A 19,112-nucleotide genomic window follows, 5' to 3' on the forward strand; every position below is an offset into this window, starting at 1 on the left:
GCCACGGCTGACGCGGGCGTGCCGAGGAACTCCGCCCAGCCGCCGAGCGGCGACTGTCCGGGGCGAGGGTGCGCAGCTTCCTGAGGACGGCCGGGTCCTGGGCCTCCAGCCATGCTTCGGCTGGGTGCCGGTGTCGTCGCCCCGCCCGCCGCGGGACGCGCCGCCGCGCCCGCCGCGGAGCGGACAGCGGGGTGGGGGGCGGCAGGGCGGTCAGGCGCCGGTGCCGGGCTGGAAGGGCGTCAGGAAGACCGAGGAGGAGTTGCCCGACACGGGCACCGCGCCGCCCGACCACGTCACCTTCAGGGAGGCCTTCTCGTCGGGTGGGGTGATCAGGAGCGCCGCGGGGGTGGCCGTGCGGGCGCCGCTGATCTCCGGGTTGGAGAAGGTCAGTCCGGCCCAGGCGCTCCTGCCCGGCGCCAGCGCGACCTTCGTGGGGCTGCCCGAGCTGCGCTTGGGGTCCCGGCCCAGTTGCTTGCCGGAGGCGTCCACGAAGGCGGCGCCCGGGTAGCCGTCGATGGTGCAGGTGCGTCCGGAGCGGTTGGTCAGGACCAGGGGGAAGTTCTCCTGCCCTGCTCCCGGGTTGTTCGCCCCGACGGACGCGCGCAGTTCGGACGTGTGGCAACGGGTGCCGCTCGTGGTGCCGCCCCCGGTGGCCGCCGCGGAGGACGTGGTGCGGGTGCCGCCCGATGCCGCGGGGTCGGCGGAGGTGCCGCCCGCGCTGCTCGCGGTGCCGTCGCCGGTCGGCTGGTCGCCGGAGGCGGGCTGGGCCGTGCCGGGCAGCTTCTGCGGAGCACTGGCGGTGCCGTGGTCGTTTCCGCAGGCGGTGAGCAGGGTCAGGGCGGCGACCGCGCCCAGCGCGGACACCACGCGTCGCGCCGTCAGGAAGGGGTCCGTGCCGTCGAGGTGGGGGCCCGCTGTGCCGCGCCGGAAGGTCACCATGTCCATCGCTCCTTGCAACTCGTGTCGCACGCGCCGGGCGCGAGCGTTCTCGACGGTGCCGAGGTGCTCCGTCTCTCTGTCCGATGCCCGCTCGGGCGGAAAAGTTCGCGACGCCCGGCTGTGGCGCGAGGCGTTCGGGGGTACGGGAGGGCGCGTACGTCAGTGGTCCGGGCGACGCATCCCGCGGCGGGCGGGGCAGCCGCCAGTTGCACCGCGTCGGTGGTCAGCCCGTGACACGCACCGAGTCCCGGATCCGGTCGGTCCCGTCGCCGCCGCCGTCCTGGCGCAGCTGGACGTAGACCTGGGGTCCGGCGGCGGCGCCGTCGGCCGGGGCGAGGGCGGCCGGGGCGAGGGCGGCCTCCGTCGCACCTGCCGGCTGGAGTACGCGGAGGTCGCCGAACGCGTCGGTGTCCCGCTGGGCACGCTGAAGTCCCGTCTGCACGAGGCGCGCCGGCAGGTGAGGCCGTGGCTGGCCGGCTCCGCGTAGAGCCCGCCCAAGAGCAGGGGGCGGCACGCGCGCCGCGTACCGCCCCTTCCACCGGCCAGGCGTCAGTGGCCGCTGATCGCGTGCGGCGTGTACGGCTCCTGGAGTGCCTGGATCTCCTTGTCGGTGAGCTCGACGTCGACCGCAGCGACGGCGTCGTCGATGTGCTGGGGCTTGGTGACGCCGACGATGGGTGCGGCGACGGTGTCCTGGTGCAGCAGCCAGGCGAGGGCGACCTGGGCGCGCGGGATGCCCCGTTCGGAGGCGACCGAGGCCACCGCCTCGACGATCTCCCGGTCGCCCTCCTGGTAGAGCTTCTTGCCGAACTCGTCGGTGCGGCTGCGCTCGCTGGTCTCGTCCCAGTCACGGGCGAGGCGCCCGCGGGCCAGCGGGCTCCAGGGCAGGGTGCCGACGCCCTGGTCGGCGCACAGCGGCAGCATCTCGCGCTCCTCCTCGCGGTAGAGGAGGTTGTAGTGGTTCTGCATGGAGACGAAGCGTGTCCAGCCGTTCAGCCGGGCCGTGTACTGCGCCTTGGAGAACTGCCAGGCGTACATCGAACTGGCACCGATGTAGCGGGCCTTGCCCGCCTTGACCACGTCGTGCAGGGCCTCCATCGTCTCCTCCACGGGGGTCGTGGGGTCGAAGCGGTGGATCTGGTAGAGGTCGACGTAGTCGGTGCCGAGACGGCGCAGGCTGTGGTCGATCTCCGTCATGATCGCCTTGCGGGACAGGCCGCCGCCGTTGGGTCCGGGCCGCATCCGGCCGTGCACCTTGGTCGCCAGGACGATCTCGTCACGCCGGGCGTACTCGGCGAGCGCCCGGCCGACGATCTCCTCGCTGGTGCCGTCCGAGTAGACGTTCGCGGTGTCGAAGAAGGTGATGCCGGCGTCGAGTGCCCGGCGGATCAACGGCCGGGAGGCCTCCTCGTCGAGGGTCCAGGTATGGGTGCCGCGGTCGGGCAGGCCGAAGCTCATACAGCCCAGGCAGATCCGGGACACCTCGAGACCTGTCGAACCGAGCTTCACGTACTGCATGCGACTCCTGCTTTCGTCGGAGTGGGGCGGGGCCGGGCGCCGCGGACCGATCGGAGCCGACCGTCGTCGCCTCCGGGGGGCGCCGTCGCCCAGGACGACGTGTTCCCTGCCCATCCTGGGCGCCGTTCAGCCCCGCCGCAGGGTGGCTGCCGGGGTCAGCGGTACCCCGTCGCGTCCGCGGGCCTGCCCGCCTCCTGCACCTCGACGAGGTAGCGCCAGGCGTCGGGGCGGCTGCCGTCCCGGTCGGTGAAGCCGTAGACCTGGGCGAGCCGCCCGCTGGAGAGCGACGCGCCGTTCCAGCGGGAGACGTCCGGGTCGGCGGCCAGCGCGGCGACGGCGCGGCCGACGTAGTACGGGCTCTCGGAGATGCAGAAGTGGGGTTCGCGCGCGAGGGCGTCGCGCCAGTTGTCCTCCGTCACCCCGTACAGCTCGAGCATGAGCTCCGAGCGCAACCAGCCGGGGGTCAGGGCGACCGCGGTGGCGCCGCGTGGCCCGAGTTCGTGGCCGAGGGCGAACGCCATGCGCAGCACGGCCGCCTTGGCGATGTCGTAGAAGAAGGAGACGCGGTAGGTGTCGCGGTTGTACTCGGCGGTTCCGTCGGTCATCTCCACGACCAGGCCGCCGGGGGTGCGCAGCAGCAGGGGCAGCGCATGGTGGCTGGTGATGGCGTGGGTGTCGAGGGCGAGCCGCAGCAGGTGCAGTCCCTTGTCGAGGTCGTGTTCCCATACGGGGGTGTCCCACTCGAACAGCTTCTCGGCCCCCCAGATGTCGTTCACGAGGATGTCGAGGCGCCCCTGTTCGCGGTCGATGCGGTCCACCAGGGCGCGCACCTGGGCGGGGACGAGGTGGTCGGTGGGTACGGCGATGCCGTGCCCGCCGGCCGCGGTCACCAGGTCGGCGGTGTCCTCGATGGTCTCGGGCCGGTCGTACTCGGAGCGCCGCCGGCGCGTGCTGCGCCCGGTGGCGTAGACCGTGGCCCCGGCCGCGCCGAGTTCCACGGCGATGCCCCGTCCCGCGCCCCGCGTCGCACCGGCGACGAGTGCGACCTTGCCCTGAAGTGGTCCCGGCATGTCCGACCTCCGCGTTCGTTGGACCGTTGCGCGTCGACGGTCTCGCGGAAGCCGGACATCTTCTGTCACTTTTTCGCGTGCGGGTGTTGCCGGTATGTCGCCGGCTCAGTGGCCGCGGGCGATCCACTCCTCGAGGTGGGGCGCCTCGTCGCCGATGGTCGTCGTCTCGCCGTGTCCCGTGCGGACCACGGTGTCGGGCGGGAGGGTCAGCAGCCGGTCACGGATCGAGTCGATGATCGTCGGGAAGTGGGAGTAGGAGCGTCCGGTCGCCCCGGGGCCGCCCTGGAAGAGGGTGTCGCCGGTGAAGACGGTGCCGAGGCCCGCGTCGTAGAGGCAGACCGCGCCGGGCGCGTGGCCGGGGGTGTGCAGGACGGTCAGGTCGGTGCCGGCCGTCTCGATGACCTGGCCGTCGGCCAGCCAGTGGTCGGGGAGGCGGTGGGGGTGGGTGAGCTTCCACAGCGGCAGGTCGTCGGGGTGCAGCCAGATCTGCGCGCCGGTCCGTTCGGCGAGGGCGGGGGCGGCGTCGATGTGGTCGTTGTGGGCGTGGGTGCACACGATGGCGCGCAGCCGCCGGTCGCCGACGGCCTCGGCGATCGCGTCGGCGTCGTGGGCGGCGTCGATGACGACCGCCTCGTGGTCGTCGCCGACGATCCACACGTTGTTGTCGACGTCCCAGGTGCCGCCGTCCAGGGAGAAGGTGCCCGAGGTGACGAGGCGGTCGATGCGGGCGGTCATCACAGCATCACCACCGAGCGCAGCACGTCGCCGTGGTGCATCCGCTCGAAGGCCTTCTCGATCTCGTCGAGGGCGATGGTCTCGGTCACGAACTTCTCCAGCGGCAGCCGTCCCTGCAGGTGCAGGTCGATCAGCATCGGGAAGTCCCGGCTGGGCAGGCAGTCGCCGTACCAGGAGGACTTCAGGGCGCCGCCGCGTCCGAAGACGTCGAGCAGCGGCAGTTCGAGCTTCATCTCGGGGGTGGGGACGCCGACGAGGACGACGGTGCCGGCCAGGTCGCGGGCGTAGAAGGCCTGCTGGTACGTCTCCGGGCGGCCGACCGCCTCGATGACGACGTCGGCGCCGAAGCCGCCGGTCAGCTCGCGGACCGCCTCGACGGGGTCGGTCTCCCTGGAGTTGACGGTGTGGGTCGCGCCCAGTTCCCTGGCGGTGGTGAGCTTGCGGTCGTCGATGTCCACGGCGATGATCTTCGCGGCGCCCGCCAGGTACGATCCGGCGATCGCCGCGTCACCGACACCGCCGCAGCCGATGACCGCGACCGAGTCCCCGCGGCCGACGCCTCCGGTGTTGATGGCGGCGCCGATGCCGGCCATCACCCCGCAGCCGAGGAGGCCCGCCACGGCCGGGGAGACGGACGGGTCGACCTTGGTGCACTGTCCGGCCGCGACCAGCGTCTTGTCCGCGAAGGCGCCGATGCCGAGGGCCGGGGAGAGCTCCTGACCGGTCGAAGCGAGGGTCATCTTCTGCTGGGCGTTGTGGGTGTCGAAGCAGTACCAGGGGCGGCCGCGCAGACACGCGCGGCACTTCCCGCACACCGCCCGCCAGTTCAGGACGACGAAGTCGCCGGGGGCGACCTCGGTGACGCCGTCGCCGACCGACTCGACGATCCCGGCGGCCTCGTGGCCGAGCAGGAACGGGAAGTCGTCGCTGATGCCGCCCTGCTTGTAGTGCAGGTCCGTGTGGCACACCCCGCACGCCTGGACCTTCACCACCGCCTCACCAGGGCCCGGGTCCGGTACGACGATCGTCTCGACCCGCACCGGCTCGTCCTTGCCAGGGGCGATCACGCCGCGTACTTCCTGCGCCATGGTGCTGCTGCCTTCCGTCGGTGGTGCGGGCGCCGTCCGCGCCCGGTGCGGGCCACTGCGGCCCACACACATGATCCTTGCGCGGAGAGCACGTCCTCCGCACGTATTCCGCGCGGCGGAAGTCGGATCGACCGGGCGGCGGACCCGGGGAACGGGTGACCTCCGCGGGACACGGCCCCCGTTCGGCAACCCGGACGCCGACGACGCCGACCTGGAGCGGGTGCTGAAAACGACACGGCTCGAGGCGCTGGTGGAGCGGCCTCCGCGTGGTCCGCAGACCCTGGTCGGGCCTCGCGGGACCAAGCTGTCCGGCGGCGAACGCCGGCGGGTGGCGATCGCCCGGGCGCTGCTGCGCCGTCCGCGTCTGCTGCTGCTCGACGAGGCGACGTCACAGCTCGACGCGGTGAACGAGGCGGCGCTGCGGGACACGGTCGCGGACGTGGCGCGGTCCACGACGGTGTTGGTGGTGGCGCACCGGTTGTCCACGGTGACGATGGCCGACCGGGTCGTGGTCATGGACGCGGGCCGGGTCCACGGTCGGCACCCATCGGGAACTGGTCGCGGCGGACCCGCTCTACGCCGAACTGGCCGCGACCCAGTTCCTCGCCACCGCCGGCTGACGTGCCGGGTCAGGAGGACGAGGGGCGCGCGGTCTCCAGGATCTCCTGAAAGGCCTCGTCGTCTACGGCGGCGGCCAGGAAGTCGTCGACCATGCGCTGGAACAGCGTGGCCAGCTGCCTCAGGTCGTCGGGCGACCAGGCGGCGAGGGCCGCCTGCATGCCGCGGACGCCCGCGGCGCGGACACGGTCGATGGCCTCCTGGCCCTGGGGCGTGAGCTCGATGCGCTGGGCGCGGCGGTCGTCGGGGTCGGGCACCCGCCTGACGTAGCCGGTCTTCTCCAGGTGCTGCACCTGCCGGGTCACATGGGAGGCCTCGACTCCGAGCCGGTTGGCCAGCTCCCCCGGGCGCAGCGGCTCGGAGTCGGCGATCTGCCGCAGCAGCGCGACTGCGGCGCGGTCGAGGGGCACACCGGCCAGGGCCATCAGCCGTTCGTGCTGCCGGGCGCGCGTGCTCAGATAGGTGATGCGGTTGAGCGCGCGCTCGATCTCGACCACTTCCGGTGAGGCGGGGAGGGAGGGGGGCTGCGAAGGGGACATACCCGCGAGTCCAGCGTATCGTTGCGGTGGCTTGCGAGGTGGGCATACCGTCGGCGAGGGCGCGTTCCCGTTCGGCGGGCATGTGCAGGATCAACTCGCGGGTCATGTCGCCGCGTTCGGCCCGGATCTCCGCGGGGAGGTCGGGAAGGCAGCGGTCCAGGCCGTCGAGCACCTCGCGCAGCGACGGGGAGGTCGGGGACTCCTCGATCACGATGGCGCGCATGGCCGGGTCGGTCATCAGCTGGGCGCAGAACCGCGCGAACCAGGTGGGGCTGCCCAGCGTGGCGAGGTGCTCGGCTACGGGACGCACCAGGCAGGACACCCAGTCCCGTACGTCCGTGGAGCCGCGCGTCCCGTCCAGCAGGCGAAGGCGGATCTCCTCGATGGGGTCGGCGTGCCGCCGTACGATCTCGCGTACCAGGTCGGCCTTGGTGCCGAAGTGGTAGCCGACCGCGGCGTTGTTGCCCTGGCCGGCGGCCTCGCTGACCTGACGGTTGGACACGGTGTGGACCCCGCGCTCGGCGAACAGCCGCTCCGCCACGGTCAGGATCAGCGTCCGGTGGCGCTCACCTGCTCTGCCCGTACCGCCCTGCCGGCCATGATCACCACCGTACGGGGACTTCGCTCAGCCCTCCGACGACCAGTCCCTCGAGCCGCCGCAGGTCCTCGGCCGGAACGGCGAGGTCCAGACTGGGAAGTCTACGCAACAGCACGTCGAGGACGGTCTGCAGTTCGGTGCGGGCCAGGGCCTGGCCCAGGCAGGAGTGCGCGCCGACGCCGAAGGCCAGATGCGGGTTGGGGCTGCGGTCGAGTGCCATCTCATCGGCGTCCTCGAAGGCGGTCTCGTCCCGGTTGGCGGCGGCCATGCTGCACATCACGGTCGTGCCGCGCGGCAGGACGGTGCCGCCGACCTCGACCTCCTCCCCGATGTAGCGCGGCATGCCGATCCCGGCGTTTGCGTCGAATCGCAGCGCCTCTTCCACCGCGGAGCGCACCAGCGATCGGTCCGCCAGCAGCCGCTCCCAGCGGCTGCGGTCGGACAGCAGCATGGCCACCATCTTCCCGATCATGTTGGCGGTGGTCTCGTGCCCGGCGACCAGCAGGCCCCTGCCGGTGGCGACCAGTTCCCGGTCGGACATCCGGTAGCCGTCGGGTCCGGTGGCGACGATCAGTTCGCCGAGCAGGTCGTCCCCGGGTGCGGCCCGCTTGGCGGCGAGGTGCTCGGTCATGTAGGCGTTGAACTCGGCCTCCGCCTCGTCGACCTCCTCCTGGGTGTAGCGGGTGAGGTTGAGCAGGGCATCGGACCAGTACGAGAACCGGTCCCGGTCCGAGTCGGGGACGCCGAGCAGGTCGCAGATCACCCACACCGGCAGCGGGAAGGCGAGGCTCGCCTTGAGGTCCGCGGGCTGCCCGCGCTCGACCATGGCGTCGACGAGCCGGTCGGCCATCGCCTCGATGCCCGGCCGCAGCGCGGCCATGCGCTTGGCGGTGAACCACATGGTCACCATCCGGCGCCAGCGCCGGTGCGCCTCGCCGCTCTGCGGGATCGCCAGTGCCATCTCGTTGCTGAACACGCCGCCCGACTCGGTGGCCGTGATGCGGGCCGCGTCCTCGGCGTCCAGTCGGCGGGTGAACCGCTCGTCGGACAGGACCTGTTTGACGTCCACGTAGCGGGTCAGCAGCGACGCCTCGTCGCCGCTGGGCAGCGTCACACGGGCGACGGGGCACTCACGCCGCAGTGCGGCCCATTCGGCGGGCGGCTCCAGCGGGCTGTCGCTCGACAGGGGGTAGCTCAGCGGCTCCTGGGGAAAGGTCACGGCTTCTTCTCCCGATCCGGTGGCCCCCGCGCCGTCAGGCAATCCCAGTCACCCAGGTCAGTCAAACGACTGCCTTAAAAGCCGCGGAGATCAAGGCCGGGATTCAGCCGTTCGCCCGAGGGCATGGGCCTGCCCCCGGCGCGCAGGGCGGGCGGGGGCAGGGAGGAGCGACGGTGAGCGAGGTCAGAAGGGGTAGTGGGCGTGCTGGGTGGCGATGGTGACCCAGCGGGTGTTGGAGAACGCCTCGATGCCCCAGCGTCCACCGAAGCGGCCGTAACCGGAGGCCTTCACTCCGCCGAAGGGCGCGTTCGGTTCGTCGGCCACCGACTGGTCGTTGATGTGCACGATGCCGGTGCGCACCCGGCGTGCGACGGCCAGCCCGTGGGTGGCGTTCTCGGTGATGATGCCGCAGGTCAGCCCGTTCTCGGTGTCGTTGGCGAGGTCGGCCGCGGTGTCGTCGTCGGTGAACGTCTGCAGCACGCACACCGGGCCGAACGACTCGGCGTGGTACAGCTCCGCATCCTTCGCCACACCGGTGAGGACGGTCGCCGGGTGCACCGCGCCCTCAGGCTCCCCTCCGACGAGGACCTTGGCCCCCTTGGCCACCGCGTCCCGCACCAGGCCGGCCACCCGCTGCGCGGCCGACGGGCTGACCAGCGGTCCGACCACGGTCTGCGGATGCGCCGGATCACCTGCCCGCAGCGAGGCCACCTTGGTGGTGAACTTCTCCGTGAACTCCTCGGCGAGGGACTCGTGGACGAGGATCCGGTCGCCGGACATGCAGATCTGCCCGGCGTTCATGAACACGCTGAAGGTGACCGCGTCGACGGCGTAGTCCACGTCGGCGTCGTCCAGCACGATGACCGCGTTCTTGCCGCCCAGCTCCAGGACGGCGGGCTTGAGGTGACGCGCGGCCAGTTCGCCGATGATCCGGCCCACGCCCGTCGAGCCGGTGAAGTTGACCGCCCGCACCCGTTCGTCGGCGATCAGCGCCTCGGCGATCCCGGCCGCGTCCTCGCGGGCGTTGGTGACCACGTTCAGCACGCCGTCCGGCAGCCCGGCCTCGCGCAGCACGTCCGCGACCAGCAGCCCGCAGGCGATCGGCGCGTCCTCGCTGGGCTTGACGACCACCGTGTTGCCCGCGGCGAGCGGCGCCGCCACAGCCCGTACGCCGAGGATGACCGGCGCGTTCCACGGGGCGAACGCGGCCACCACGCCCAGCGGTTCGCGCACCGCGAGTCCGAGCGCGCCCGCCTCCTGGGCGCTGAGGACCTCACCGCGTGGGGCGGTGATCGCGGCTGCCGCCTCGCGCAGGATGTTCGCGGCGAGGGCCACGTTGAAGTAGGCCCAGGGCCGGGTGCCGCCCGCCTCGTGCGCCATGATCTCGGCCACCTGTTCGCCACGGGCGTCCAGCAGGTCGGCCGCCTTGAGGAAGATCGCGCGACGGGCGAAGGGGGCCAGGGCCGCCCAGGCGGGGAAGGCCGCGTCCGCCGCGTCCACCGCGCTTCGGACGTCCTCCGGTCCGGCCGCCGCCACCGTGGCGTACACCTCACCGGTGTAGGGGTTGACGTCGACCGTGGTGCGGCCGGACGCGGCGGGCACGTCCTTGCCGCCGATGAGCAGTTCGCGGGAGACGGGCACGACCACTTCCTTTGTTCGCCTGGTGAAATCGTATTCACTGATCACCGCGATGCTCCGGCGGGCCCCGGGGAATGTCAAGGCCCCCGGCCGTCGACGACCGGGGGCCTTGCGCCGTCGCCGCGCTACTGGACGGCCGGGAGCAGCCCTGTGACGGGTGCGGCCAGATCGGTGGCCTGGTGGAGCTGGTTGACGTCGTGCAGGTGGTTCAGGCCCGCCAGTTGGCCGGACAGCCGCGGGATCTCGTTCCGGTGCTCCGCGGGGACCCCGCTGCGGGCGAGTGAGTCGAGCACGGTGACCGGGTTGACCTTGCCGGCGTCCGGGGTGCCTGCGGTCGCCGCGGTGGCCGGCGGCGCGCCGAGAGCGGCTGCGCCCACGGCGAGACCGACCGCGGCGACGATGCGTCGTGTTGAGATCATGCCTTCAGCAACGGCACCCAGCGGCCCGCGGTCACGGGCCGCTGGCGCCGCTCACCCGACAGGCTCACCGGCCCCGGCGCGTTTGCCGGTGCCGCGCGCCGGGGGGAGGCTCGAAGCAGAGGCCTTCAAGCGGCCCGCCGCTCGCCGGGCCGTGGCCTTCCAAGGAGGTCGAAGGAGGTCACCATGGGCACCGCGGCAGGCGCCGGCTTCGACGTGGAGGCTCTGCGCCGGGGCATCGAAGGAGAAGACACGACGGCTCTGCTGTCGCTGTACGCGGACGACGCGGAGATACGCGTCGTCGACCGCAACACCCAGCCCAGCCACCCCAAGATCCTGCACGGCCGGGACCAGATCAGCCAGATGCTCAGCGACGTCTACAGCCGCGACATGACCCATCACCTGGACCAGTGCGTCGTCCAGGGCGATCACGTCGCGTTCACCGAGTCCTGCGAGTACCCGGACGGCGTACGGGTGCTGGCCAGCTCGATGGCCTCGCTGCGCAACGGCAGGATCGCCGAGCAGGTTCTCGTCCAGGCCTGGGACGAGTAGACGGATCACGGCCACCTGTGGCTGCGCGGCGGCGGAGCGCGGCGAGGAACCGCTGTCCTTGCCGCGTCGGACACACGAGAGGTGATGACATGGAGGGTGTCGCGGACATGGGCGGTACCTCCGGCTGGGGCCCGGCTCACCCGCCGAGGCAGGACGAACCGGTCTTCGAGGAGCCCTGGCAGGGCCGGGCATTCGCGTTGGCGCTCGTCTCCAGCCGTATCGCGTGCGGCGGCTACAACCCGGACGCCTTCCGGCACGCGCACGAGCGCCTGGACCGAGCCGCCTACCTGGACGAGGGCTACTTCGGGCGCTGGCTCAACGGCGCGGAGCTGATGCTCACCGACAGCGCCACCCTGGCGGCGGGCGCGATCGACGCCCGCGCCCGCAATCTGCGCGGCGAACACGTGGAGGAGCCACCGGTCCCCGCCCCTCGACCCGACTACCGGCCGACCGCCGCGCCGGTCGGCGCCGGCTCGCTGCGCTCCGTGGACACCGCGCCGGCCTTCGCTGTCGGTGAGCGTGTGCGCGCCAAGGACATGTCACCGCAAGGGCACACCAGACTCGCTCGGTATCTGCGGGGCCACACCGGAGTCGTCGAGCGTGTTCAGCCCGCTTCCGTGCTGCCGGACACCAACGCCCACTTCCAGGGCGAGAACCCCCAGCACGTCTACTCGGTGCGATTCGACTCGCGCGAGCTGTGGGGCGACGGCGCCGAAGCCTTCGCACTGACCGCAGAGCTGTTCGAGAGTTACCTGGAGCCGACATCATGACCGCCACCAGTGGAACGGGCGAGCGCCTTCCCGCGTCGCTGCGCACCGAGGCGCTCGAGCAACTGCTCACCGAGCGGGGCCTGATCGACCCGAAGGTGTTGGACGGGATCATCACCACCTATGAGACCAACGTGGGGCCGCTGAACGGCGCCAAGGTCGTCGCCAGGGCATGGACCGACCCCGAGTACCGGCGGCGGCTGCTCGAGGACGGCACCGCGGCCGTCAAGGAGCTGGGCTTCTCCGGACCTCAGGGCGAGCACATCGTCGTGGTGGAGAACACCGCGACCACCCACCACGTGGTGGTGTGCACGCTGTGCTCCTGCTACCCGTGGCCGGTGCTCGGCCTGCCGCCGAGCTGGTACAAGGACCCGGCCTACCGTGCGCGTGTGGTGAAGGAGCCGCGCACGGTGCTGGCCGAGATGGGACTCGAACTCGACGACGACGTCCAGATCGTCGTCCACGACTCCACCAGTGAAGTCCGCTGGCTGGTGCTGCCCGAACGTCCGGCCGGCACCGAGCACCTGTCCGAGGAGGAGCTCGTACCGCTGGTGACGCGGGACGCGATGGTCGGGGTGGCCAAGGTGGCGGCACCATGAGCGCGCCGCTGGACATCGAGGGGCCGGCCGCACCGCCGCGTTCCAACGGCGAGTTGGTGTTCGCCGAGCCGTGGGAGAGCCGCGCCTTCGGCATGGCCGTCGGCTTGTACGAGGCGGGCGCTTTCACCTGGCCGGAATTCCAAGCCGCGCTGATCGCCCGCATCAGAGCATGGGAGACCGCATCGGCGCCGAATGAGTCCTACAACTACTACCGCCTCTGGCTGGCCGCCCTGGAGGACGTGCTCGTCAGCCGGTGCGCGGTGTCCCCGGACGAAGTCACCGCACGGGCCCGGGCCCTGGCGCGACGCCCCTCGGGCCACGACCACCGGGACGATCCTGTCACCGGCCGGGCAGACGTTCCGTGATCTCCTGCAGCAACCGGCCGTTGCCGTCCGGGTCGCTGAAAGCGGCATGGGAAGCACAGGACGTGCGGTCGGGGTGCGGACCTGCGATCCGCTCCTGGTCCGCGCCGCGGTGGACGGCGTCCCCGGCCGTCCAGGCCCTGTACGACAGCGCGGCCCAGCCGGTCGGTGACCGCTCCGGCCGGCCGCAGCCCCTTCGCGTCGGCGAGGACGCGCACCGCAGTCCGGCGGGTTCGGGAACGTCGCAGGCGGCGGTGTGGCGCTCGTCGCGTTCCTCACGGGGGAGGTTTCGAGGGAGCGGTGGGTTCAGGCGTCCGGCAGCCAGCCCGGTGGGCGCAGGATGGCCAGGAGTTGGCGGACCAGTTCGTCCACGATCTCGTCCAGGGTGGCGTCCACCCAGCCGGCCCGCCAGTCGTGGAGCAGGCCGTTGACGCTGCCGATGAACGCGGTGGCCGCGAGCCGGTAGTCGCGCGGCGCCGCCTCACCGCGCGCGGCGGCCCGGGCTGCCTCCGCGCAGATGAAGTCCACCCAGCGGGAGCGGCGTTCGAGCCGCTGCTCCTCAAGGCGGGGGCTGACGCCGATGATCTCGACGAAGGCGATACGGATCCGGCGCGGATCGGAGGTGACGTTCGCCGCGTACGCCCGGAACACCGCGGCGGCGCGCTCGGCGAGCGGCAGGTCGCCGGCCTCGGCGAGGGCGGCGGCCGCGGCCTGTTCCGCCCAGTCGTTGACCTGGAGGTGCAGCGCGGCCAGCACGTCCTCCAAGGTGCGGAACTCTTCGTAGAACTGCCGAGTCGACAGCCCCGCCGCCTCGCTCAGCGCGGCCACCGTGGTGGACCGGTAGCCGGGGCCGGCGCCGAACAACTGGAGTCCGGCCTCCAGGAACCGCCGGCGTCGCTCGGCCTGCCGCTCCTCGGCCGTCCTGCCGCCGTACCGGCCCGTCGGCTGCTTGAGCCTGCCCGCCACCCGCGCCCCCTCGCCGTTCGATGATCCGTTCGCCTGTCGCTCGATTTTGTCGTGCGCGGAGTCTTGTGAAGAAGGTCGCCCCTTCCTTACTTTCCAGTAAGTCACTTTGAATCCGCGCGTGTTCAGACTTCCACCCCAAGACAGGGACCCCACCATGCCTGTTCTCAGATCCCGGCACCTCTTCTCCCTCGCCGCCGCTCTCGCCCTGACCACGGGCGGCACCGCGACGGCCGCCGCCGCGCAGGACTCCTCCGCCGCCGCGCTGCGCGAGGTGATGTTCGTGGGCAACAACTGGGACGGCACCGCCGATGTCATCAAGTCCAGCGGCGACTTCGCGAGGATCGGCCGCGTCAACGTGATCCCCGACAAGGAGGCGCGGCTGAAGGAGATCAACGCCGACCCCATCAAGTGGATCTACTTCATGGCCATCCGCAACAGCGTCGGCGAGGGCCACGACCAGTTCGTGGACGACATGTACTCCACGCCCGACGGCAGGTCGATGGTGGTCTCCCGGCCGAGCTTCGCGGACGTCGTCTCCATCGATCTCGCCACCGGGAAGATCAACTGGCGTTTCCCCGTGGCGGGTTACCGAGCCGACCACATGGCGGTCTCCCCCGACGGCACACGGGTCGCCGTCTCCGCCTCCACCGCCAACAAGGTGCAGGTGCTGGACATCGACACCGGTAAGGAACTGGGCGAGTTCGCCACCGGTGACAAGCCGCACGAGAACATCTTCACCAAGGACGGCAAGTACATCTGGAACATGTCGATCGGCGACGTCAACACCTCGCTCGACGACCCGTCCCTGGACTGGACGAAGGGCGACCGCCACATCACGGTCGTGGACGCCACCACCTTCAAGCAGGTCAAGACCATCGACATGCGCGACCGGCTGGACGCCGTCGGGCTCAAGGACTTCTCCGACGCGGTCCGCCCCGCCGTCTTCACCCCCGACGAGTCCAAGCTCTACTTCCAGGTGTCGTTCTTCAACGGCTTCCTGGAGTACGACGTGGCCACCGACAAGATCACCCGGGTGAAGACCCTGCCGAAGAACCCGGCGACCAGCGACGACCGTACGACGTGGGTCAACGACTCACGCCACCACGGCGTTTCGATGAACCCGGCGGGCACCAAGCTGTGCGTCGCGGGCACGATGGACGACTACGCGACCGTGGTGGACCGCGCCACCCTCCAGGAGGGCCCGCTCGTCACCGCCTCCAAGCCCTACTGGGCCACGGTGAGCGGTGACGGCAAGGACTGCATCATCTCGGAGAGCGGCGCCGACCAGGTCACCGCGATCGACTTCGCGACGGGCCGGAAGGTGGTCTCGGTCCCGGTCGGCGACCACCCGCAGCGGGTGCGCCTCGCGCACGTCCCCGCCGACTGGACCGGCCCGTCCGCTAGCTGAACTCCTTCGCCGCCCACGCCGCGAGCTCCGTCCGCGCCGCGCTCAGCAGCGACGCGGACGGAGCCGTGGCCCCGTTCGTGACCAGCGCGTAGTGCACGGCGCCCGTGTCGGAGGCGGTCAGCAGGAGCCGTTTGCTGCCCGTGCCGCCCGCCTCGTTCGCCACGGCGACCGGGGTGGACCTGGTGTAGGCGGGCAGCCCCGCCGTGGTGCCGAGGTCGCAGACCACGGTGGTGGACGCGGCCGGGAAGGAGGCCGGCAGGTGCAGTTCCGTGGGCGCCGCCGATCCGTTCGAGCGCCACACCAGCAGGCCGTACTGCCCCGAGCCCACCAGTCGCGCCACGTTCGGCAGCGAGCTCGGCACCGGGTTCCAGGTGAGTGTCGTCGAGCCGTCCCGGGAGCGGTCCTCGTAGGTGAAGGCCACCGTCGTGCCGGCTGTCGCGCTCGGGTAGAGCCGGTCCAGCAACCGGGCGTCCTGGCGCAGCACCGGGGCGCCCGAGTCGTCGAGGGCGACGGCGGAGAGGTCCTCGTCGTTCCAGGCGTCGCCGGAGGTGAGGACCTTGTCGGGGTTGCCGTTCATCAGCTCGTGGTGGCGGCCGTTGTAGAGGTCCCACTGCCACTGCGTGCCGGAGAGCACCGGGCCGGAGCCTGCCGGGTCCGACCACCAACTCGCGCCCTTCACACGGGAGTCGAGCGCCTGGTACATCGCCTTCAGCACGGTCGGCGCCTTGTCGGCGACGGAGCCGGACAGCGGGTGGCCGAACTCGCTGACGATCGCTGACGTGCCCAGGGCGCCGGCCCGGTCGCGCACCGTGCCGAAGTCCGTCGCGTACTGCCCGTCGCCCGCCTTGCCCCACATGAGGATGCCGGAGATGGCCTTCTGGTCGTAGAAGTGGGTGTTGAAGACATACCGGGGGCCGATCGTGCCGGCGTCGAGGAGTCCGCCCTCCTGCTTCTGGCTGGAGATGTTGGCGTTCCAGAAGAGGTTGGGCTCCACGAAGGCGGGCTTGTCCTGCCAGCCTGCCGCGTCCATCCGCGCGCGGAACCTGGCGTAGAACGGCCAGAGCACGTCCCGTTCCCAGGTGCGGCTGGTCTGCCCGCTGTCGTAGGTGCCCGCGTGGGGCTCGTTGAACGGGTCGAAGCCGACGACTCGCGCGAACTCGTCGCCGGAAAGGTGCTGTCCGATGTACTCCATGGTCTTCTGCGCGGTGGCGAGGAAGGCGTCCTGCACGCCGTGGGCGTTGTGCCAGAAGTCGTACGACGCCTTCGTCACCGCCTGGTTCTGGGTGATGTTCTGGCCCCAGAAGAGACAGATCCCGCAGGATTCGGCGGGGTAGTTCCCGGCGTCCACCGCCCACTTGGGGGCGCCGTCGCCGGTGTACCAGCTGCCCTGGTTGAAGAGATGGCGGGAGTAGAGGTCCTGGTGGAAGTCGGGGTAGACGCGGACGCCGGCGTCGAGGAAGGCGCGCATCTGGTCGGTGACGGCGGCGAGGTAGGCCGTGTCGACCTGGCCGCGCACCGGCTCGGCGTGGGCCCAGGAGAGCAGGAAGCGGACCGTGTTGCCGCCGCCGAGGGTGCGCAGGGCGGTCGCCGACTTCCGGGCGTCGGCTAAGGAGGCGAACGGCAGTCCGCTGTTCTCCTCCAGCTTGGTCTCGCCGGAGACGTTGTAGCCGCGCAGGACGACCTCGCGGCCGAGGCCGTCGGTGAAGCGGCCGCCCTGGACGGTGAGGGTGGCGGACGCCTGGGCGTCGAACCAGAGGGAGTCGGGAAGGGAGTCGGCGGCCGCGGGCCGTGCGCCCGGGGCCGCCAGGAGGCCGGTGAGAGCCACGAGAACGCCGCACAGACGCACACGTAACTTTGCCATGCACATTACACTCAGGGCGATTTACGGCCTATGTCAACACAACACCCGTGCATCCTGCGGTGCGTACGCCACGGTCAGGACGGCACGCCCGCCGCGCGCCCCGGCACCCTCCGCATCACCCGCAGCAGGTACTCCTCCCGGTCGAGCGGGTTGTGGTCGGTGCGCGGGCGGCTCGGTACCGCGCCACCGGTCACCGGGGCGTAGTGGTCGAACGCGGACTCCAGCTCGCCCTCGCCCCGGGTCAGCCCCGGCAGCGTCTGCTCCAGCTCGTGCACCTGGGCGGCCGGCACCCGGCCCTCGAGAACACAGGTACGTCCGCGCAGCGAGGTGGTCCCGGGGACCGCGCGCAACCGGGTGAGAACCGGCAGCAGCGCGCCGAGCGTGTCCGCCGGGGCCTCGATCCGGAAGCGGTGCATCGGCTCGTACACCCGGGTGCCCGCACGCCGGAGCGCGGTCACCACGACCAGCGGGGTCAGGCCCCGGAAGTCCGCGCCCGTACTCGACATGCTCTTGTCGAAACCCTGGTGGGCGTGGCTCTGCCGCGGGGAGTAGCCAGAGTGCGTCATGGTGACCGTACAGTCGGTCACCTGCCAGCCGTGCAGGCCCTGTGCCAGGGTCTCGTTCACCGTGTCCTCCACCGCCTTGAAGAAGGCGTACGGCATCGAGCCGAGCTCCACCTCCAGACGGAACGTGACGCCCGAGCCGACCGGGGCGGGGTCGATACGCAGACCGACGGTGGCCAGGAAGGGATTGGGATCCTTCTTGTTGAACTCGACCGCCGCTCCCGTGCCGACGGGCCGTTCGACGCACAGCGGCGTCGTCTCGCGGAAGGTGACGGCAAGTCCGTACTCCTCGGCCAGGGTCGCCTGGATGACCTCCTTCTGGACCTCGCCGTACAGGGAGACGGAGATCTCCTGGCGGAGCTCGTCCTGCCGCAGCGCGATGAGCGGGTCCTGTTCGGCGAGCTGGGTGAGCGCGAGGTGCAGCGCTCCCCTGTCGCGCGGGCGGGCGGGCACGACGACGGTCTCCAGGGTGGGCGGGGAGAAGTGGTGCCCCGGCGGCTCCGCGCGCGGCGCCTCCCCGAAGGTGTCGCCGATGCGGACGTCGGTCAGGCCCCACAGCTTGCCGATACGGCCCGCCGTCACCGATGCCACGCGGTCCGCTCCGCCCCGGTCGAAGACGCCGATCGCGGTGACCTTGCCCTCTCGTCCGTCCCCGAACACCAGCCGGTCGCGGGTCCGCAGGGTCCCGGAGAACACCCGCGCGTACGCGATCTTCTCCCCCGCCGGTCCCCGCTCGACCTTGAAGACGGTGCCGGAGGCAGGCCCCTCGGTGTCGCCCTCGGCGGCCGGCAGCAGTTCCGTCAGACCGCCGATCAGCTCGCGGACACCTGCTCCCGTGATCGCCGAGCCGAAGAACACGGGGTGCACCAGGGCGCGCCGGGTCTGCTCGACGAGGGCGCGGCGCAGCCGCTCGTAGGACACCGCGTCCTCGACGTACGCGGCCAGCAGTTCCTCGTCGTGCTCGGCGAGGACGTCGAGCAGCCGTGTGGCCAACGCGGTGTCGTGGGTGTCGTACGGCACCACGTGCGCGTCGCGTGTGCCGAGTCCGTACGGCCGTCCCATCGGGACCACCGACGGGGTGAGGCGCTCGGCCAGGGCGGTGAGGGTCCGGCCGTCGTGCGCGCCGCCGCGGTCGATCTTGTTGACGAAGACGAGGGTGGGGATCCGCAGCCGTCGCAGGGTGCGCATCAGGATGCGTGTCTGGGCCTGGACGCCCTCCACGGCGGAGACGACCAGCACCGCGCCGTCGAGCACGCCGAGCACCCGCTCGACCTCGGCGATGAAGTCGGGGTGGCCGGGGGTGTCGATCAGGTTGACGGTGACGTCGTCGAGCGTGAACGAGACGACGGCGGACTTGATGGTGATACCGCGCTGTCTCTCCAGCGCGAGGGTGTCGGTCTGGGTGCTGCCGTCGTCGACACTGCCGATCTCGTCGATCACTCCGGCGGCGTGCAGCAGCCGCTCGGTGAGGCTTGTCTTACCCGCGTCTACGTGCGCGAGGATTCCCAGGTTCAGCGTGGGCACAGAGCGTCATGTCCTTCGGGAGAGTGCTGGTTCCTTGCTGGGTGGACATGAACGCTGTGCGCATGGGGGCTCCTCGGTTTCGACGACTCTGTCCCGTGCAGTCCAGCAGGACCGCGGCGGTGACAGCAACGG

Annotated in this window: 17 protein-coding genes and 3 pseudogenes; 7 read left to right on the top strand and 13 right to left on the bottom strand. The window is 71.5% G+C overall.

Annotated features, from left to right (window positions below; translation table 11 throughout):
• Positions 1 to 210: 210 nt before the first annotated feature.
• Positions 211 to 939 carry a DUF4232 domain-containing protein gene (locus tag ACIRC0_RS00240; protein ID WP_403612603.1) on the bottom strand — a complete coding sequence of 243 codons (729 nt, stop codon included), beginning with the start codon at positions 937 to 939 and terminating at the stop codon, positions 211 to 213.
• A 367-nt stretch (positions 940 to 1,306) separates the two neighbouring features.
• Between ACIRC0_RS00240 and ACIRC0_RS00245 the strand changes: the two are divergent.
• Positions 1,307 to 1,426, top strand: a pseudogene (locus ACIRC0_RS00245) (sigma factor-like helix-turn-helix DNA-binding protein); the annotation flags it as partial.
• 62 nt (positions 1,427 to 1,488) lie between these two features.
• Here ACIRC0_RS00245 and ACIRC0_RS00250 read toward each other — a convergent pair.
• From ACIRC0_RS00250 to ACIRC0_RS00265, 4 genes are all read right to left on the bottom strand, one after another.
• Positions 1,489 to 2,457 (bottom strand): aldo/keto reductase, encoded by a 969-nt coding sequence (locus ACIRC0_RS00250; protein ID WP_403609216.1) that lies wholly within the window; start codon positions 2,455 to 2,457, stop codon positions 1,489 to 1,491.
• Between the two features lie 155 nt (positions 2,458 to 2,612).
• Positions 2,613 to 3,527: an SDR family oxidoreductase gene (locus ACIRC0_RS00255; protein ID WP_403609219.1), complete on the bottom strand. Its 915-nt coding sequence runs from the start codon at positions 3,525 to 3,527 to the stop codon at positions 2,613 to 2,615.
• A gap of 105 nt (positions 3,528 to 3,632) precedes the next feature.
• The gene (locus ACIRC0_RS00260) at positions 3,633 to 4,262 is read right to left on the bottom strand and encodes an MBL fold metallo-hydrolase (RefSeq protein WP_403609222.1); all 630 of its coding nucleotides are present in this window, start codon (positions 4,260 to 4,262) and stop codon (positions 3,633 to 3,635) included.
• The gene (locus ACIRC0_RS00265; RefSeq protein ID WP_403609224.1) at positions 4,262 to 5,350 is read right to left on the bottom strand and encodes an S-(hydroxymethyl)mycothiol dehydrogenase; all 1,089 of its coding nucleotides are present in this window, start codon (positions 5,348 to 5,350) and stop codon (positions 4,262 to 4,264) included. Before ACIRC0_RS00265 ends, ACIRC0_RS00260 begins: the two co-directional genes overlap by 1 nt.
• Positions 5,351 to 5,534: 184 nt before the next feature.
• On the opposite strand from ACIRC0_RS00265, the pseudogene ACIRC0_RS00270 reads away from it, so the two are divergent.
• A pseudogene (locus tag ACIRC0_RS00270) lies at positions 5,535 to 5,970 on the top strand (ATP-binding cassette domain-containing protein); the annotation flags it as partial.
• A gap of 9 nt (positions 5,971 to 5,979) precedes the next feature.
• On the opposite strand, the gene ACIRC0_RS00275 reads toward ACIRC0_RS00270, so the two are convergent.
• The 5 genes and pseudogenes from ACIRC0_RS00275 to ACIRC0_RS00295 all read right to left on the bottom strand — a co-directional run bounded on the left by ACIRC0_RS00275 (position 5,980) and on the right by ACIRC0_RS00295 (position 10,381).
• Entirely contained in the window at positions 5,980 to 6,507 is a 528-nt protein-coding gene (locus tag ACIRC0_RS00275; RefSeq protein WP_403609226.1) for a MarR family winged helix-turn-helix transcriptional regulator, read from the bottom strand.
• A gap of 43 nt (positions 6,508 to 6,550) precedes the next feature.
• Positions 6,551 to 7,048, bottom strand: a pseudogene (locus ACIRC0_RS00280) (TetR/AcrR family transcriptional regulator); the annotation flags it as partial.
• 61 nt (positions 7,049 to 7,109) lie between these two features.
• Complete coding sequence (locus ACIRC0_RS00285; RefSeq protein WP_403609229.1) at positions 7,110 to 8,324, bottom strand: cytochrome P450; 1,215 nt, start codon at positions 8,322 to 8,324, stop codon at positions 7,110 to 7,112.
• Positions 8,325 to 8,507: 183 nt separating this feature from the next.
• A complete protein-coding gene (locus tag ACIRC0_RS00290; RefSeq protein ID WP_403609231.1) occupies positions 8,508 to 9,965 on the bottom strand; it encodes an aldehyde dehydrogenase family protein in 1,458 nt (485 codons plus the stop codon).
• 122 nt (positions 9,966 to 10,087) lie between these two features.
• On the bottom strand, positions 10,088 to 10,381 hold the full coding sequence (locus ACIRC0_RS00295) for a hypothetical protein (RefSeq protein WP_403609233.1): 294 nt from the start codon (positions 10,379 to 10,381) through the stop codon (positions 10,088 to 10,090).
• A gap of 183 nt (positions 10,382 to 10,564) precedes the next feature.
• Here ACIRC0_RS00295 and ACIRC0_RS00300 point away from each other — a divergent pair, with 183 nt between their 5' ends.
• From ACIRC0_RS00300 to ACIRC0_RS00315, 4 genes are all read left to right on the top strand, one after another.
• The gene (locus ACIRC0_RS00300) at positions 10,565 to 10,930 is read left to right on the top strand and encodes a nuclear transport factor 2 family protein (RefSeq protein ID WP_403609235.1); all 366 of its coding nucleotides are present in this window, start codon (positions 10,565 to 10,567) and stop codon (positions 10,928 to 10,930) included.
• An 89-nt stretch (positions 10,931 to 11,019) separates the two neighbouring features.
• The gene (gene nthB / locus ACIRC0_RS00305; RefSeq protein ID WP_403609238.1) at positions 11,020 to 11,700 is read left to right on the top strand and encodes a nitrile hydratase subunit beta; all 681 of its coding nucleotides are present in this window, start codon (positions 11,020 to 11,022) and stop codon (positions 11,698 to 11,700) included.
• Entirely contained in the window at positions 11,697 to 12,296 is a 600-nt protein-coding gene (nthA, locus tag ACIRC0_RS00310) for a nitrile hydratase subunit alpha (protein ID WP_403609240.1), read from the top strand. The genes nthB and nthA overlap by 4 nt, the downstream gene beginning before the upstream one ends.
• Positions 12,293 to 12,661, top strand: a complete 369-nt coding sequence (locus ACIRC0_RS00315) for a nitrile hydratase accessory protein (protein ID WP_403609243.1) — start codon at positions 12,293 to 12,295, stop codon at positions 12,659 to 12,661. The genes nthA and ACIRC0_RS00315 overlap by 4 nt, the downstream gene beginning before the upstream one ends.
• A 303-nt stretch (positions 12,662 to 12,964) precedes the next feature.
• Here the strand turns inward: ACIRC0_RS00315 and ACIRC0_RS00320 are convergent, their stop codons facing one another.
• Positions 12,965 to 13,624, bottom strand: coding sequence for a TetR/AcrR family transcriptional regulator (locus tag ACIRC0_RS00320; protein ID WP_403609245.1), 660 nt, complete (start codon positions 13,622 to 13,624; stop codon positions 12,965 to 12,967).
• Positions 13,625 to 13,778: 154 nt separating this feature from the next.
• On the opposite strand from ACIRC0_RS00320, the gene ACIRC0_RS00325 reads away from it, so the two are divergent.
• Positions 13,779 to 15,032 (top strand): YncE family protein, encoded by a 1,254-nt coding sequence (locus tag ACIRC0_RS00325; protein WP_403609248.1) that lies wholly within the window; start codon positions 13,779 to 13,781, stop codon positions 15,030 to 15,032.
• Here the strand turns inward: ACIRC0_RS00325 and ACIRC0_RS00330 are convergent.
• Both ACIRC0_RS00330 and ACIRC0_RS00335 read right to left on the bottom strand, forming a co-directional pair.
• Entirely contained in the window at positions 15,025 to 16,893 is a 1,869-nt protein-coding gene (locus ACIRC0_RS00330; RefSeq protein ID WP_403609251.1) for a cellulase family glycosylhydrolase, read from the bottom strand. The genes ACIRC0_RS00325 and ACIRC0_RS00330 overlap by 8 nt on opposite strands.
• A gap of 74 nt (positions 16,894 to 16,967) precedes the next feature.
• A complete protein-coding gene (locus tag ACIRC0_RS00335) occupies positions 16,968 to 18,980 on the bottom strand; it encodes a GTP-binding protein (RefSeq protein WP_403609253.1) in 2,013 nt (670 codons plus the stop codon).
• Positions 18,981 to 19,112: the final 132 nt, after the last annotated feature.

Source organism: Streptomyces sp. NPDC093984 (genome assembly GCF_044764595.1).
Lineage (GTDB): Bacteria > Actinomycetota > Actinomycetes > Streptomycetales > Streptomycetaceae > Streptomyces > Streptomyces cynarae.